This is a genomic window from Niallia circulans, assembly GCF_003726095.1.
Lineage (GTDB): Bacteria > Bacillota > Bacilli > Bacillales > Cytobacillaceae > Niallia > Niallia circulans_A.
Genome location: NZ_CP026031.1, coordinates 46,252 through 62,302 on the forward strand (window position 1 = coordinate 46,252; position 16,051 = coordinate 62,302).

Here is a 16,051-nt window from a genome sequence, read left to right on the forward strand (position 1 = left end):
TAAAAGGAATAATGGAGATAGAAAAAAAGGGGGTTATTGGATGACTGTTCGCTTATTAACAGGTCGGTCTGGAACCGGGAAAACAACGTTCTGTATAGAAGAAATTCAAGCGAAACTTGCTGAAAATCCAGAAGGGAATCCGATTATTTATATCGTTCCAGATCAGATGACCTTTATGTCAGATCAACGTTTATTGTCTGGCTCGAATGTTCAGGGAATGTTTCGTTCGCAAGTATATAGTTTTACCCGCCTTGCATGGAGAGTACTGCAAGAAACAGGCGGAATCAGCCGCTACCACATTAATAGTATGGGTGTAAGCATGCTGATTCGAAAAATAATAGAAGAGAATAAAAATGAACTAACTCTATTTAAAAAAGTTGCCGATAAGAACGGATTTATTGATCAGGTAGAACAATTAGTCACGGAGTTTAGACGATATACTGTTACTCCAGAGGAACTGTTAGCAACGAAAGCGCAATTAGCAGGAACAAAAGAATCAACCAAGGCTTTACAGGATAAAATCAGTGACCTTGAATTAATCTATGAAAAGTTCGAAGAAAGAATTATTGGGAATTACATTGATGGGGAGGATTATTTCCGTTTGCTTGCGGAAAAGATTAGCGAGTCCTCTTATTTGCAAAAAGCTGAAATTTATATTGATGGTTTTTATAGCTTTACACCTCAAGAGTATTTAATCATTCAGCAGTTAATGCATACATGTGAAAAGGTCACGATTACGAATACACTCGATCCTTTTTCTTCCCAAAATGATGACTTAAGTTTATTCCGAATGACTACAGAATCCTTCCAAACTATTCAAGCGATGGCTAAGCAATTAGGAGTAGAAGTCGAGGTTGTCAAACTCGCAAAATTCAAAAAAAGTAGCCATCCATCGTTAGTTCATATAGAAAGTCATTTTGATAGCAGACCAGCTAGAGCTTTTACTGAAGATGCAACTATTAAATTTGCTGAAAGCGTAAATCCGCGTGCAGAAATAGAAGGGATTGCACGGGAAATCGTAAAACTCGTTAGACATAAGAATTACCGCTATCGAGAGATTAGTTTACTGTCTCGAAATTTGTCAGCCTATCAAAATATTATAGAAACTGTATTTAGAGATTATCATATCCCTTTTTTTATTGATCAGAAAAGTAGAATGCATGATCATCCTTTGGTGGAGCTGATCCGTTCCTCTTTAGAAATTTTCGATACAAATTGGCGCTATGAGCCGGTGTTTCGTTCGATAAAAACGGAGTTACTATTTCCACTTCATGAACGTAAAAATAAGATTAGAGAAAAAGTAGACAGGCTTGAAAACTATTGTCTTGCATATGGAATAAAGGGAAATAAGTGGACTTCAAAAGAACGCTGGAAGTATCGAAGAATTAAGGGGCTGGAATTTGAACAAGGTGTACAGACGGATGCAGAAAAGGAATTCGAACAAGAATTAAATGAACTGCGTCTCTCTTTAACTGCTCCTCTAATCCGTCTTCAAAACCGTTTGAAAAGAGGAAAAACTGGTAGAGCGAAATGTGAAGCACTATATTTATTTTTAGAAGAGCTTGAAGTGCCGGTGAAGATGGAGTATTGGAAGAATGAGTTAGAGAGCAAAGGGGAGCTAGTAAAAGCTGGAGAGCATGATCAAGCATGGAACAGTATAGTAGATCTATTAGATCAATTTGTGGAGATACTCGGGGAAGAGGAATTTTCAACAAAGCAATTTGCAACGGTGATTAGTGCAGGGCTAGATACATTAAAGTTTTCTCTTGTTCCTCCAGCACTGGATCAAGTATTGATTGCTGACTTAGAACAGTCTCGTTTAAATGATATAAAGGTTGCGTTTGTTATCGGTCTAAATGAGGGTGTTTTTCCATCGAGATTTCAGGATGAGGGAATACTTGCAGACACAGATAGAGAATCATTACAACAAAAAGGGATGAAGCTTGCTCCTACAAGCAAAACAAGGTTATTAGACGAGGAGTTTCTTGCATACAAAGCATTTACAACGCCAACGGATTATCTTTATTTAACCTATCCACTAGCAAATGATGAAGGAAAGTCTATCTTGCCATCTACTTATATCAAAAGAATGCAGGATCTATTTCCAAAAGCTGAAACTGTCTATTATATGTCTGATCCGAAAGAATTGTCAGAAGAAGGCCAGCTTGATTATGTGGTTCATTTACAAACAACTTTGTCTTACCTTACTGGCCAGCTTTATTTGAAGAAAAGAGAGTATCCTATCTATGATTTCTGGTGGGATGTTTACAATGAGTATATCGAACACCCAAATTGGAGAGAACCAGCCAAAAAGGTTTTTTCTAGTTTAACTTATCAAAATAAAACCGAGAAATTATCGGAACAAACAAGCAGTGAATTGTATGGAGATACTATTTCAGCAAGTGTTTCGAGAATGGAGTTATTTCATGCTTGTCCATTTTCGCATTTTGCTACCCATGGATTAAAGCTCCGCGAACGGCAAGTATATCGTTTAGAAGCACCTGCTATTGGTGATTTATTTCATGCAGCCTTAAAATATATTGCGGAAACAGTTATGCATCAAGAGTTAATGTGGTCTAGTTTAACAAGAGAGCAATGTGAAAGTTTAGCAAGAGATGCGGTAGAAATGCTCGCACCTAAATTGCAGAATGAGATATTGCTTAGTACTAATAGACATCATTATATAAAAAGAAAGCTAGAACAAATCATTAGCAGAGCTTCTCTTATTTTAAGCGAACATGCCAAACATAGCGGTTTCTCGCCAATTGATTTAGAACTTGAATTTGGACCAAAAGGTAAGCTGCCATCGATTTCTTTTCCGCTGAAAAATGGCACAAATATGAATCTGATTGGTAGAATTGACCGTGTTGATAAGGCTGAAGTTGGGGATGAAGTATATTTACGTGTAATTGACTATAAATCAAGTGGTCAAGAATTAAATATGAATGAAGTTTACTATGGCTTGTCCTTACAGATGCTTACTTATTTGGACTTAATTATTACAAACAGCACAATTTTGGTGGATAAGAAAGCGAGCCCGGCTGGAGTATTATATTTTCATGTTCATAATCCGATGATTTCAAGTAAAAAAATCCTTACATTAGATGAAATTGAAGAAGAGCTATTAAAGAAGTTTAAAATGAATGGGTTAATGCTGGGAGAAGAACGAGTCATTCAGTTAATGGATGAAACATTGGAAAAAGGGAATTCGCCAATTGTCCCGGCAGGTTTTAAAACTGATGGCACCCTTACGAAGGCATCGAAGGTAGCTACAAGAGACGACTTTAGCAAAATGCAAAAATTTGTACGTCACAAATATAAAGATTCAGGAAATAAGATTATTAGTGGAGAAGTAGGTATAGAACCTTATCGATTAAATGACAAGAAGCCTTGTACTTTCTGCTCGTTTAAGTCTGTCTGTCAATTTGATGAAGCATTAGAAACAAATCAATATAGACAATTGCCAGCCTACTCAAAAGACGAGGTACTGCAATTAATTAGAGAGGAGGCTAATACAAGTGAAAGAGATTAATATACCGGACAAGCCAGCAGATGTTACCTGGACAGATGATCAGTGGAAAGCGATTATGTCTAGTGGACAGGATATCTTAGTCGCAGCGGCAGCTGGCTCAGGTAAAACAGCCGTATTAGTTGAAAGAATGATTCGAAAAATCGTTTCCGATCAGCCAATCAATGTGGATGAATTGCTCGTTGTTACGTTTACGAACGCATCAGCAGCAGAAATGAAGCACCGGATCGGCGAAGTGCTGGAAAAAGAAATCAATGCAAATCCAGCCTCCCAGCATTTAAAAAGACAGCTGGTACTTTTAAATAAAGCCCATATCTCCACCATACATTCTTTCTGTTTAGAAGTTATTCGAAAATATTATTATCTAATTGATTTGGATCCAGGCTTTAGAATTGCTGATGAAACAGAAGGACAATTATTAAGAGATGAATGCTTAGAAGATCTTTTTGAAGAGGAATACGGGAAGGAAAATAATCTCGCCTTTTTTGATCTAGTAGATGCTTTTACAAATGACCGCAGTGATGATGCTTTGCAGCGAATGATTCAAGAAATATATGATTTTTCCCGCTCTAATCCATTTCCGTCTGCTTATTTACAGTCTTTAATCGAGATGTATGATAGGAAAGAAGATGCAGATATTACTGAATTGCCATTTATGAAGCATTTAATTGATGATGTGGAGCTGCAGCTAGAAGGTGTGAGGAAGCTGCTTGAGTATGGCTACGAATTGACAAAGCTTCCAGGAGGTCCCGCCCCGAGAGCGAGCAACTTCTTGGACGATTTAGAATTAGTCTCTATTTTAGAAAAGGCAAAGGCACATTCCTGGGAAACTTTATATGAGGCCATGCAGTCATTGAAATTTTCACGGGCAAAACCTTGCAAAGGAGACGAATATGATCCAGCGCTAGTGGAAGAGGGACAAAGAATCAGAGATCGCGCAAAAAAAATATTGCAAGAAATGCAAAGCGATCTTTTTACAAGAAAACCACAGAACTTCTTAAAGGATATGGCGGCGATGAAGCCACATGTAGAGACACTTGTTTATTTAGTGGAGGCCTTTGGGCAAAGATTCCAACAAATAAAAATGGATAAAGGGTTAGTGGACTTTGCTGATTTAGAGCACTTTTGTCTAGCTATCTTAAGTCAGCCAGAAGAAAACAATACGGAGCTTATTCCATCAGAAGCAGCATGGTTTTATCGAAATCAGTTTAAAGAAGTGCTTATCGATGAGTATCAGGATGTAAACTTAGTGCAGGAATCTATTTTAAAGCTAGTAACAAAGGATAGTGAGTCGGAAGGAAATCTATTTATGGTTGGCGATGTAAAACAAAGTATTTATCGCTTCCGATTAGCAGAGCCTAATCTATTCTTAGCGAAATATCTTCGGTTTCAAGAACGGGAAGATGCTGGTTATAAAATCGATTTAGCGAAAAATTTTCGCAGTAGAAAAGAAGTATTAGAAGGAACTAACTTTCTCTTCAAACAAATTATGGGTGTAAAAGTAGGCGAAATCGAATACGATGAAAGTGCAGAATTAAAGCTAGGTGCAAGTTATCCAGAAGAAACTCCTTATCCGATTGAAGTTGCATTAGTAAATCAGCGTGATTCAAGCGAAGACATGGAGATGGACGGAGAATCAACGGGACTTGATGCAGCAGAACTGGAACAATCCCAATTAGAAGCAAGAGTAATTGCTGAAAAGGTAAAAGAATTATTTGAAACAAACCAAGAGGTATATGACGCAAAACAAAAAGCATATCGACCAATTCGTTATAAGGATATGGTCATCTTATTGCGATCCATGACATGGGCTCCGCAAATAATGGAAGAATTAAAGCAGTATAATATCCCGACCTATGCGAATTTAACAACTGGCTATTTTGAATCCACAGAAGTGGATATCATGATGTCTTTACTAAAGATTATCGATAATCCATATCAAGATATTCCGCTTGCTTCGGTTCTTCGCTCTCCCATCGTGGGATTAACCGAAGAGGAATTAAGTAAGCTGCGGATTGCCAAGAAACAAGGAGCTTTTTATGAAGCTATCCAAGCTTTTATTCAATCCAATAATCAGAAAGAAGAAGCTTTGTATGCAAAAATAAGACCATTCTTTGATAAATTTGCAGATTGGCGCTCTGAGGCAAGAAGAGGGGCGTTATCTGAACTAATTTGGAGGCTTTATCGAGAAACATATTTTTATGATTTTGTGGGGGGATTACCAGCAGGAAATCAGCGTCAGGCGAATTTGCGTGCACTTTATGACAGGGCTCGGCAATATGAAGAAACATCGTTTCGCGGGTTATTTCGCTTCCTGCGATTTGTAGAGAGAATGAGGGATCGCGGCAATGATTTAGGTGCTGCAAGAGCTTTAACCGAACAAGAAGATGTTATTCGAATTATGACAATTCACAGCAGTAAAGGTTTAGAGTTCCCATTTGTATTTATGGCAGGGTTGGGCCGGAATTTCAATACAATGGATTTAAGAAAGAACTTTTTATTGGATAAGGATTTAGGTTTTGCTACGAAATATATTGATGCCAAAAAGCGAATATCTTATCCGTCTCTCCCGCAAATTGCATTTGCTAAAAAGAAAAAAATGGAGTTGCTGGCAGAGGAGATGCGCGTCTTATATGTTGCATTAACTAGAGCAAAGGAAAAGCTGATTTTAATAGGTACGGTGAAGGATATCGAAAAGGCAAAGCAGAAATGGTCCCAAATCGCAGGGCATTCAAACTGGCTTTTAAATGAATTTGATCGTGCTCAAGCGAAGTCATACTTAGATTGGATCGGTCCTGCATTAGTAAGACATCGTGACAACAAATGGATTCATTTAGAAAGTTGGAGTGAGAAAGAGGAAATTTCTTTCCATCCATCTAATTGGGAAGTGAAAATTCTTCAAAAAGAGGAGCTTCTAAACCGATCGGTGGAGGAAGAAAATAAAGAAAACGAATGGCTAGAAAAAGTATCGGAAGGAAAGCGAATGGATCGTTCCTCTGTATATAAAGATGACATTAAGGAAACTTTCGGATGGTCCTATTTTTCCAAGGAAAGCACCTCTCATCGCTCTAAGCAGTCTGTATCCGAATTGAAGCGTCAAGGAGAACTGCGGGATGCTCAAAGTGGGACAGATCTTGCTAAGAAATGGAAGCAAACGGTCTGGAATCGACCGAAGTTTATGCAGGAAAAAAAATTAAGCCCCGCAGAAATCGGAACTGCTATGCATATGGTTATGCAGCATGTAGATGTAAAAGCGATAGTTACAGAAGCTAGTCTGACGCAATTATTAGAAGATATGGTCAAAAAAGAACTATTATCGTCTGAGCAGGCAGAAGTTATTGATATTGCTTCTATTTTATCCTTTTTCCAATCACCTTTAGGAAAAAGAATGCAGCAGGCACCAAAGCTTGTAAGAGAAATTCCTTTTAATATTGCTTATCCAGCAAGCCGAGTATATGCAGACTGGCAGGGAGAAGAAGAGCCAGTTCTCGTTCAAGGAATTATTGATGTATTCTTTGAAGATGACTTAGGTACTGTATTGCTTGATTATAAAACAGACACAATATCTGGTCGTTATAAGAGTGGATATGAAGAAGCAAAACCAATATTAGAATCACGCTATAAAGTGCAAATAGAGCTTTATACAGAAGCATTGGAAAAAATCTTAAAGCGAAAAATAGAAGAGAAATACTTATTCTTTTTTGATGGTGCACATGTGTTGAAGTTGTAAAAATTCTCGTGTCCTATTCGTATAAAATGGCCTCCTGCAAAGCTTGTAGGAGGCCGAATTAATGTAGAAAGCGGAGTGGGATATTTATTAATTATTACCGGAAATAGGCTGATCAACCCCGCTGCTATCTGTATAATTGCTGGAATTGACTGCATTATTAGTGATTACAAATGCACCATTATTTCCAGTACCTGAACCTACTGTTGATTTTGCGTTGTCCTTAGGAGAAATAAATAGAGAATCTCCAAATTGCACAATTCCCTCTCCCGTGTTAACAATTTGAATCGGACCTATTATAGTAGGCATAATTATTTCCTCCTTGAAAAATATAATGGAACCTTAAGGGGCTTAGCAGCTAGTTATTTGCAACAACTGGTTGATCAAGTAAACTTGTATCTATATAGTTACTAGCGTTTAATCCATTATTTGTTATAATAAATGCTCCCGTATTGGAGGTACCAGAGCCTAAGGTTGCCTTTGAATTTCCTTTTGGAGAAATAAATAATGAATCCCCAAATTGTACAATTCCTTCCCCTACGTTAACAATTTGTACTGGTCCTACAATTGCAGGCATTTTTTTACCTCCTTGTTTCTATAACATGTTATTAGTTTATCTTTAGCCAGTATGGCCTATTAACATGGAAGATTTGGCTTTATAAAAGAAAGTGTAATTCCGAATGCATACACAATGGCATCTTTTTGATTATTCCGGTGCTGATGTTTCCACGTCTGAAATAGGCGAACCAGAGAGAGCCGTGCCAGTAACAGAGACAGAACTTTCACTTGCTGACATATCTAATTGGCCAGGTTCATTTAATGGAATTAAGTTATTTCCAGCTTCTGTCGCCATATCTTGCTCGAATTGACGAATGTGTTTAATTCTTGCTTCGGTATATATATGACGGCAATTCCCTATTTGAAGCAAGGAAGCAGAAGATATTCCTGTAATATTTATATGATGAACTTTAATAATCGGTTTAAGATTTTCAAAATGACATTCTACATTTTCCATAATCGGAATTAACGGGATAGGCTCCTTAAAAACATCATAGTCTTTATAATCACTTTCCGATCCATAAAAGAGTTCCTTTTGTCTTTGAACAGCTATAGCACGTGAAAGGGCTTGATGGTAAGTGGCGTCACCAAGCTCCACAATGGAAGAAAAGGACACAGTACTAATATTAATCGAATCGACAACAGAAGTACGTTGAAACATCATTAAATTTTCGGATGCAGTGGAACAAAGGGACCGATGATGAGAGATTCAGCAGGTGTATCAAAGGTGGAAGCTAATTGAATAGTTTGGGCATCACCCACTAAGCAGATAGAGGAGCTTGCAACCCCAATAATATTTATATTTCCTACTTGAAGCTCTCGATTGTATACTTGAAAATTCATTCTTTTCCACTTCCCTTCATATTATCCGGTATATTGCTTAAAAATAAATGCACGCCATTTTCCATTTCTTCCTTTAACGCTTTGATAATCGCTTCATTTGTTAAAATACTTCCATTTTGTTTACGGTTAGCACCTTGTTGTAAGTAATATTGAATTCTAGTGGGCAATTGTTTAGAAATATCATCTTGAATAAAGGTGACATATGATTCTTCTTCAGACATATTCAACTCTAATTGTTTCTTTCGAATGATATCTGGTAGTTCTAATTGAATAAATTGATTCATTTCCTCTTCTATATCCATAGATCGATTCATCATTTGCTTTGGATCAATTGGCGGATAGAAAGGGGCATGTGATTGACTAATTGGTGAACTTGGATTAATAGCCAGCTCTTCGATGTTGCTTAAATCCTCAGGGTTAAGTCCAATATTTAACGTTCCTTCTAACGTCTCTACTTTTAATTGGTCGAAGCTATAATCTATTCGTTCAATATGAACGGTTGGTTTTTCTTTTATCGCTGTAAGATCGTTGGTTAAGGCAGCCACTTGTTTCTCTAAATCGATTATTCTCTTTTCAAGCTGCTGTAAATAATGACGCATTTTTTCGCTGTATTCATAAAAATCATATGACAATTCTATCCCCCCTTTCCTTCGTGAAAATTAGTCCTATTTACGAGGAGACTGCAAGGGAACTGCTGGCGTAAAAACTGTTTCTTCTTCTGCAATGTTTAGTCCCGGCTCACTTGGAGAAAGCTCAGGAGCCGATTCTGTGAATCCACCTGTATTATATAAATAAGAAGCGGGTTTAATAACACCTGCACTTCCTATTTGTAATACGGAAGAGTTAGAGATACCTCCAATTTTAAGTGTATTTATTACGATAGATTGTTGAATAAAGTAATTCATGTTCACACACCTTTTAGTCTACTTACGCTACGCATTTGCTGCAATTGGCTGATCTATGCCATCATTATCATACGTATTAGTAGAACTACGATAGTTAGTAACATTTAATCCATCACCCGTATTAAAAGAGCCAGATCCAGAAAAAGTTTTCGCGCTAGAGATAGGCATCATTTTGTATACATCACCAATATTAAAAATAGAGCTACCTCCAACTGATATAACTTGAGCTACTCCAACAATAGCTGGCATATACAACATCCTTTATCCAATATTCTTATACATACTATGGAACTCAACGGAATAGGTGATACATTTACCTAGATAGATAACTTCACCAGTGAGTTTCCTTATCGATATTGATGGGTTAGTTGAACCATTCGGCCCATTACTAAGGCAATTCTTTCACCCGTCCTAAAGTCTTACTGTTCGTTATGAGTGGAGATTATCTTCTCTTAATTAGCCTATTCTTATGAATGGTTGTACTATGACAAGAAAACTGTCCATATGGATTGGCAAAAAATACTTATGACAGGACTATATTTTTTGTTAGGTTTTTTCTATTTGGAAAAAACATTTAGAAAGTTTATAATTTTCTTAAATGAGATAGCATGAAAAATGGAGGAGAAGCGAATTGAAATTTGCGACAGTTGCTATAGAGGAAAGAGTTTTGGTGGGGATAGTGGAGAAGAAGGGAATATTATCTTTAAATGATGTAGAGGAAAAACGTTCAGGAAGACGTCCTTATGCAGATGATCTTGTGATATGCCTAGAACAAGAAGATTTTTTAGAGAATGTGAAAGGGTTAATCGAATGGGTGGAAAATCAAAATAATAAAGATAATCTTTTTATACCAATCGAGAAGGCGAAGTTTCTAGCACCTATTCCTAGACCGCGAAAAAATATCTTTTGTGTTGGCAAAAATTATGAAGAACACGCAATAGAAATGGGAAGTAAAGCGGACATTCCTGAGCATGTGATGATTTTTACGAAAGCTCCAACAACGGTTATTGGTCATATGGGGGACATTATGGAACACAAACAAGTAACGGAGCAGCTTGATTATGAAGGGGAACTAGCTGTTATTATTGGGAAAAAAGGAAAAGGAATTGAGAAAGAGAAGGCATTGGATTACATATTTGGCTATACGATCTTAAATGATATCACCGCTAGAGATCTACAGAAGAAGCATAAGCAATTTTTCATTGGAAAAAGCTTAGACACGACGGCGCCAATTGGACCATGGATTGTAACAAAGGATAAAATTCCTAATCCGAATGAATTAAATATTATTACTAAAGTAAATGGAGAAATAAGACAACAATCTAATACAAAGCATTTTATTTTTCCGATCGAGGAAATAATAAGTGTATTATCTAAAGGGATGACATTAGAACCTGGAGATATTATTGCCACAGGAACGCCTGCTGGAGTTGGGAAAGGATTTAACCCGCCACGCTTCTTAAAGGCTGGGGATAGCATTGAAATATCAGTGGAAGGCATTGGTACATTGATAAATCAAGTGGTAGCTGAGGAATAATGAGTCGAAAATAGAGCGATTAAAGCGATCTATGTTAAAATAATGGAGAAAAGGAGGGGATATATATGAGTTCAACAGATGCTCATGTACTGACATGGATTATCGGGCTAATTCTATTTGCCTTGTCATTCGGTTTACATAAAGCAGGAAAAGAAAAAGGAAGTAAAATCGTACATATGGTGTTACGGGTAGTGTATATTCTGATTATTGGTTCTGGAATTGGCCTACTTGCCAAAACAGGGATGGATTTCATGCATACAATTAAGATGCTTGTAGGCATTTGGGTTATCGGTATGCTTGAAATGGTACTTATTCGCACTAAAAAATCCGAAAATACAAAAACACTATGGATTTTATTGGTAGTTTCTTTTGCGCTTGTGTTAGTGATTGGATACAGCATTTAATAGAAACGAGCTTGTAGAAGAGATATCTTTTACAAGCTTTTTTATAAAAGAAGATCAAGGAGAAAAGGGAGAAACAATGAAGGACTTTTCGATAAAAATAGTGGTTCTGATTTTTTTATGTTTGGGCGCTTTATATCAGGCATATAACATTGATGCTTGGCATTTTGCTATGCACTTATTTCTATTTTCAATTATTATAGGATTCTATTTTCTCGTTCCTGTATTTAAAAGAAAAAGCATACCGTTTCTTGCTATCGTTGTTATGCTTGAATTAATCCTGTTTACAGTAGGAAGAGAGTTATATAGCTATCTATTACTAATGCTTTTGTATTTTATGATAGTAATGAGTAGGTATATATCAACCAATTTATTTCGGATTGTTATTAGCTTGTTTCTTATAATAAATGCTGCAACAGTTATTATAATTTCTCCCTATTTAGCTTTGATTTGGATAAGTTTTCTCCTGTTAATCTCCTATTTACTTATACATGCAAATGAACTGGAGGAGGATTATCGTCAAATAAGAAATACATATGAATCTTTACTAAATGATTATCGTATACAGAAAAGACAATCTTACTATAATGAGCATGCAGCAAGAGTGGAGGAGAGAAATTTAATTGCCAGACAGATGCATGATTCCGTCGGTCATAAATTGACTGCTTTAATGATGCAAATCGAACAATTTTGGATTAAGGAGAAAAAGGATCAATATTTAACTTTGAAAAATATGACAGCTGACAGCTTAGAAGAAACAAGAAAAGCAGTACGTCTTTTACAAGTAGAAGAGCCAAGAGGAATTGCTTCTATTATTACGCTGATAAAAAAATTGGAAAGTGAAAACAATATTCACGTCCATTTTACAACAAAGCAGGGGGTACTCCAAGCAAACCTGAGTAATAAACAAAGTGCTGTTCTCTATCGATCCGTACAGGAAGGTATCACCAATGCAATGAAGTATGGAAGTTCGAAAGCTGTCCATATTACACTAGGTGTTTCCCCGATTGGGCATTTGACATTTGAAATCAGAAATCCTTATATTCATAAGCATCCCTTTCATTATGGTTTTGGTTTAGAAAATATGAAAAAAAGAATAGAAGAAAGACATGGGAAATTAGAGGTTCTTCAATCAAATGGAGAATTTATCCTGCAAGGAAATATTCCTGTTGGGGAGGAATGAAGATGATTCGCGTGTTAATTGCGGAGGATCAAGCAATTGTTAGAAATGGCTTAAAGATGATTATTGAACAAGAAGAAGACATCAAGGTGGTTGCTGAAGCGGAAAATGGAAAAGAAGTGTTGCTTTTATTAGAAAAAACAATCGTTGATATTGTTTTAATGGATATTCGTATGCCAATTATGGATGGAATGGAAGCAACGAAACAAATTCGTCAGCAATTTCCACATATAAAAATACTTATCCTCACTACTTTTAATGATGAGGACTACGCAATAAAAGCATTCCAAGAAGGAGCAAATGGTTTTCTGCTAAAAACGACAGATAATACTACTTTAGTAAATAGTATCAAAAGTTGTTTGTCGGGTGGCATGTCGATACATGATCAAGTTGCCGCAAAATTAATGCCAAAGCTGTTAAAAAAGAGAACATGCCTGAGAAAGAACGGGATCAGACGGTTGTGTTAACAACACGGGAAATTGAAATCCTCAAAAAAATAGGCCAAGGGAAAACAAATAAAGAAATTTCCCGTGAGTTATTATTATCTGTTGGAACGATTAAAAATCACATCACTCAAATTCTAGCAAAATTAGAATTAAGAGATCGAACGCAATTGGCTATATATGCGGTGCGGAATGATTATATTTGATCTCCTTGCCTGCTAAGTAATAGGAAAGCGAAGTGGAGTCATTTGTGGCTGCTTTCTTTTAACCTTCTTTTTTGAAATCAAAACCCAAACGATTATACAAGAGGTTTATTAACATTTCTGTATAATGGTTCGGGTTTATATGCTGACTGAAATAGCCTCATTATGCTTTAGAAAGGTGAATAAACCCTTCGCCAAAGACGTCTCTTACATCATGAATGGTAATAAAAGCATCCTCATCTGTTTGTTTTACTATTTTCTTTAGTTTTACAACTTCTTGTTTATTAATAATAATATAGAGTATTTCCTTGTTCTCTTTTGTATAGTAGCCATGACCTGATAGTACAGTAACGCCACGGTTTAATTGTTCGTTTACTTGATCCGCAATTTCAGCAGGATGATTGGAAATAATCGTGACTGCCTTCTTCGGATTAACTCCTTCTATCACAAATTCCATCACCTTTGTTCCCACATAGAGCATAATAATTGTCAGCATCACACCTTCTGCCTTTATTAGGAAGAAGGAGGCGAAAACAACAAGGAGATCAAAAAACAGTAAGCCATAACTAATACTCCAGCCGAGATATTTATTGGTTAGTCTTGCTAGAATAGTCGAGCCAGCTGTTGTCCCGCCTACTCTTATAATTAATCCAATTCCAACTCCGGCAAATACACCGCCGAAAATAACATTAACAAATAATTCGTCAGAATGGATCGACCATGTCTCTGTTAGATGCAAAAATAAAGAGTTGAAAAAAACAGCAATAATGGTATAAATAATCATTTGTTTATTTAAGAATTTATAACCGATTATAAGCAGAATGGTGTTTAAAGCAAAGTTGACGATACCTGGAGACCATTGAAATAAGTAATAAGCTATAATGGCTAACCCGGTTACTCCTCCTTCTCCCAAATCATTAGGAATAACAAATAAATTGACAGCTAATGCAAAAAGGAAGGCTCCAAAAATAATCACTAGGATATCCTTTCCGTATTTTTTCATGAAAAAAACCTCCAATAATAACAGAAACTTAATGCAAACTATTACCAGTATAATAAAGAGAGAGCCTAATTCAAAGGAAAAGTTTTAGAAGTGATTAGATTTAGTTACTCAATTGGATAAATGTTGGTATAAAAGGGATAGCTGCGGAAAATATGGAGAAGGGAGTTTAAATGGCGCTGTAATCTTTGTAAAAGACACCATGAAATAGAGAGTAGGCGAAAGACAGGGGTTTTCATGTAGTCTAATAGAAAGAGAAGTATATTCAGCCTGTGGGGATAATCACAGATATTTATATTTATGGCTGGGAAACTTATGTCCCAGCCAAAACATAAATTTAAGTCAGTTCATTGGAAAACTTATGTTTCTAAAGAAGTATTTGATGGGAACTGCTCTTCGATTATTTTTGTAACCTTCACTTGGCTGATTCTGCGGTCCACAATTTCCTCGACTTGAAATTCGAAATTGTTAAAGAGGATGGTTGGTTTTTCATTCTCGTTAGGAATATAGCCAATCTTACTGATGAGAAAACCACTCAATGTATCATAAATTTCTATCGGCAAGGTAATTTTCAATAATTCTTGCACATCATCTAGACTGATAGTCCCTTGCAATAAATAGGTATGTTCCCCGATAATCTTAATCTCAGGAGGTTTTGGTTCATCATATTCATCAAAAATATTGCCGACGATTTCTTCCACTAAATCCTCCATTGTCACAATACCGTCTGTTCCACCGTATTCATCAACGACAATTGCGAAAAGGACATTATTTTTTTGCATCTGGATAAATAGTTCATCAATTCTTTTTGATTCTAATACAAAATATGGTTCGCGAATAATCTTACTTAGTTGAAAAGAGGTCTCTTCTTTCCCCATATATGCTAAAAGATCTTTAGAATGGAGGATACCGATAATATTATCCATATTTCCCTCATATACGGGATAGCGAGTATACATTTCACGATTCACAAGAGTAGCTATCTCTTTTAACGTATAATGGGAAGGAATAGCTACCATATTAGAGCGATGGGTCATAATATCTGTGACATCTTTATTATCCAATTCAAAAATATTATGTATCATCATTCGCTCATCTTCATCAATACTTCCTCTTTCATTTCCTACATCTATCATCATTTTTATATCTTCTTCTGTTACTTCCTCCTCTTCATCATCTGGACGAACGCTGAAAAGCCGTGCAACTAAATTAGTAGAGAAAGTTAAGAACGCGACAAATGGTGCTGTTATTTTAGAAAGCATTGTTAGAGGACTTGCAGCGAACATCGCAATTCCCTCTGCTTTCTTCAAAGCAACTCGTTTAGGAACTAACTCACCAAAAACAAGCGTGAAATAAGATAATAACAGTGTAATAATAATGACGGAAATAGAATCAAGCAAACCTTTAGAGAGAGGAATCCCCATCCTTAAAAATAACTCTGTTAAGTGACCAGAAAAGCTGTCCGCGGCAAAGGCACTGGCTAGAAATCCTGCTAAAGTAATTCCAATTTGGATTGTCGCCAGAAATTTACTCGGCTCTGACAGCAATTTATGGACTATTATAGCCTTCTTATGACCTGTGTCAGCCATATGTTTAATTTTATTGTCATTTAAGGAAATGAGCGCAATTTCTGCTGCAGCAAAGAAAGCGTTTAAAGCAATTAAGATGACCAGAACTAAAATGCCCAAATCTTTCAGCTCCTTTCCGATGAGTATCTTTTATTTG

16 protein-coding genes are annotated in these 16,051 nt (G+C 36.4%); 7 read left to right on the plus strand and 9 right to left on the minus strand.

From position 1 onward, the window contains the following. The first annotated feature begins 40 nt into the window (after window positions 1-40). Window positions 41-3,532, plus strand: a complete 3,492-nt coding sequence (addB, locus tag C2I06_RS00230) for a helicase-exonuclease AddAB subunit AddB (protein ID WP_095330082.1) — start codon at window positions 41-43, stop codon at window positions 3,530-3,532. Continuing rightward, the gene (gene addA, locus C2I06_RS00235) at window positions 3,519-7,259 is read left to right on the plus strand and encodes a helicase-exonuclease AddAB subunit AddA (protein WP_123257223.1); all 3,741 of its coding nucleotides are present in this window, start codon (window positions 3,519-3,521) and stop codon (window positions 7,257-7,259) included. Before addB ends, addA begins: the two co-directional genes overlap by 14 nt. 87 nt (window positions 7,260-7,346) lie before the next feature. Here the strand turns inward: addA and C2I06_RS00240 are convergent, their stop codons facing one another. The 7 genes from C2I06_RS00240 to C2I06_RS00270 all read right to left on the minus strand — a co-directional run bounded on the left by C2I06_RS00240 (window position 7,347) and on the right by C2I06_RS00270 (window position 9,811). Next, complete coding sequence (locus tag C2I06_RS00240; RefSeq protein ID WP_095330080.1) at window positions 7,347-7,565, minus strand: spore germination protein; 219 nt, start codon at window positions 7,563-7,565, stop codon at window positions 7,347-7,349. A gap of 49 nt (window positions 7,566-7,614) precedes the next feature. Next, window positions 7,615-7,833, minus strand: a complete 219-nt coding sequence (locus C2I06_RS00245) for a spore germination protein (RefSeq protein WP_047943094.1) — start codon at window positions 7,831-7,833, stop codon at window positions 7,615-7,617. A 129-nt stretch (window positions 7,834-7,962) separates the two neighbouring features. Beyond that, complete coding sequence (locus tag C2I06_RS00250; RefSeq protein ID WP_235850262.1) at window positions 7,963-8,478, minus strand: spore germination protein GerPE; 516 nt, start codon at window positions 8,476-8,478, stop codon at window positions 7,963-7,965. After that, window positions 8,478-8,657: a hypothetical protein gene (locus C2I06_RS00255; protein ID WP_016202027.1), complete on the minus strand. Its 180-nt coding sequence runs from the start codon at window positions 8,655-8,657 to the stop codon at window positions 8,478-8,480. The genes C2I06_RS00250 and C2I06_RS00255 overlap by 1 nt, the downstream gene beginning before the upstream one ends. Continuing rightward, on the minus strand, window positions 8,654-9,289 hold the full coding sequence (gene gerPC / locus C2I06_RS00260; RefSeq protein WP_095330078.1) for a spore germination protein GerPC: 636 nt from the start codon (window positions 9,287-9,289) through the stop codon (window positions 8,654-8,656). The genes C2I06_RS00255 and gerPC overlap by 4 nt, the downstream gene beginning before the upstream one ends. A gap of 33 nt (window positions 9,290-9,322) precedes the next feature. Then, window positions 9,323-9,562, minus strand: coding sequence for a spore germination protein GerPB (locus C2I06_RS00265; RefSeq protein ID WP_123257224.1), 240 nt, complete (start codon window positions 9,560-9,562; stop codon window positions 9,323-9,325). Between the two features lie 27 nt (window positions 9,563-9,589). Further along, window positions 9,590-9,811, minus strand: coding sequence for a spore germination protein (locus tag C2I06_RS00270; RefSeq protein ID WP_095330076.1), 222 nt, complete (start codon window positions 9,809-9,811; stop codon window positions 9,590-9,592). Window positions 9,812-10,193: 382 nt separating this feature from the next. On the opposite strand from C2I06_RS00270, the gene C2I06_RS00275 reads away from it, so the two are divergent. The 5 genes from C2I06_RS00275 to C2I06_RS25910 all read left to right on the plus strand — a co-directional run bounded on the left by C2I06_RS00275 (window position 10,194) and on the right by C2I06_RS25910 (window position 13,329). Further along, window positions 10,194-11,099 (plus strand): fumarylacetoacetate hydrolase family protein, encoded by a 906-nt coding sequence (locus C2I06_RS00275; RefSeq protein ID WP_123257225.1) that lies wholly within the window; start codon window positions 10,194-10,196, stop codon window positions 11,097-11,099. 65 nt (window positions 11,100-11,164) lie between these two features. Further along, complete coding sequence (locus tag C2I06_RS00280; RefSeq protein WP_095330074.1) at window positions 11,165-11,503, plus strand: YisL family protein; 339 nt, start codon at window positions 11,165-11,167, stop codon at window positions 11,501-11,503. Beyond that, the gene (locus C2I06_RS00285) at window positions 11,487-12,683 is read left to right on the plus strand and encodes a sensor histidine kinase (RefSeq protein WP_123257226.1); all 1,197 of its coding nucleotides are present in this window, start codon (window positions 11,487-11,489) and stop codon (window positions 12,681-12,683) included. The genes C2I06_RS00280 and C2I06_RS00285 overlap by 17 nt, the downstream gene beginning before the upstream one ends. A gap of 2 nt (window positions 12,684-12,685) precedes the next feature. Continuing rightward, window positions 12,686-13,147, plus strand: a complete 462-nt coding sequence (locus C2I06_RS00290; RefSeq protein WP_338134264.1) for a response regulator — start codon at window positions 12,686-12,688, stop codon at window positions 13,145-13,147. Beyond that, window positions 13,141-13,329, plus strand: a complete 189-nt coding sequence (locus tag C2I06_RS25910; protein WP_338134265.1) for a response regulator transcription factor — start codon at window positions 13,141-13,143, stop codon at window positions 13,327-13,329. The genes C2I06_RS00290 and C2I06_RS25910 overlap by 7 nt, the downstream gene beginning before the upstream one ends. 160 nt (window positions 13,330-13,489) lie before the next feature. On the opposite strand, the gene C2I06_RS00295 is transcribed toward C2I06_RS25910, so the two are convergent. Then, on the minus strand, window positions 13,490-14,329 hold the full coding sequence (locus C2I06_RS00295; RefSeq protein ID WP_095330071.1) for a YitT family protein: 840 nt from the start codon (window positions 14,327-14,329) through the stop codon (window positions 13,490-13,492). Window positions 14,330-14,685: 356 nt separating this feature from the next. Beyond that, entirely contained in the window at window positions 14,686-16,014 is a 1,329-nt protein-coding gene (locus tag C2I06_RS00300) for a hemolysin family protein (protein ID WP_123257227.1), read from the minus strand. Between the last annotated feature and the right edge of the window lie 37 nt (window positions 16,015-16,051).

What these genes read in the sequence shown, in the direction of transcription:
- addB (WP_095330082.1), top strand. Translation starts at nt 41, where the DNA reads ATGACTGTTCGCTTATTAACAGGTCGGTCTGGAACCGGGAAAACAACG.
- C2I06_RS00240 (WP_095330080.1), bottom strand. Translation starts at nt 7,565, where the DNA reads ATGCCTACTATAATAGGTCCGATTCAAATTGTTAACACGGGAGAGGGA.
- C2I06_RS00245 (WP_047943094.1), bottom strand. Translation starts at nt 7,833, where the DNA reads ATGCCTGCAATTGTAGGACCAGTACAAATTGTTAACGTAGGGGAAGGA.
- C2I06_RS00250 (WP_235850262.1), bottom strand. Translation starts at nt 8,478, where the DNA reads ATGATGTTTCAACGTACTTCTGTTGTCGATTCGATTAATATTAGTACT.
- C2I06_RS00255 (WP_016202027.1), bottom strand. Translation starts at nt 8,657, where the DNA reads ATGAATTTTCAAGTATACAATCGAGAGCTTCAAGTAGGAAATATAAAT.
- C2I06_RS00265 (WP_123257224.1), bottom strand. Translation starts at nt 9,562, where the DNA reads ATGAATTACTTTATTCAACAATCTATCGTAATAAATACACTTAAAATT.
- C2I06_RS00270 (WP_095330076.1), bottom strand. Translation starts at nt 9,811, where the DNA reads ATGCCAGCTATTGTTGGAGTAGCTCAAGTTATATCAGTTGGAGGTAGC.
- C2I06_RS00280 (WP_095330074.1), top strand. Translation starts at nt 11,165, where the DNA reads ATGAGTTCAACAGATGCTCATGTACTGACATGGATTATCGGGCTAATT.
- C2I06_RS00290 (WP_338134264.1), top strand. Translation starts at nt 12,686, where the DNA reads ATGATTCGCGTGTTAATTGCGGAGGATCAAGCAATTGTTAGAAATGGC.
- C2I06_RS00295 (WP_095330071.1), bottom strand. Translation starts at nt 14,329, where the DNA reads ATGAAAAAATACGGAAAGGATATCCTAGTGATTATTTTTGGAGCCTTC.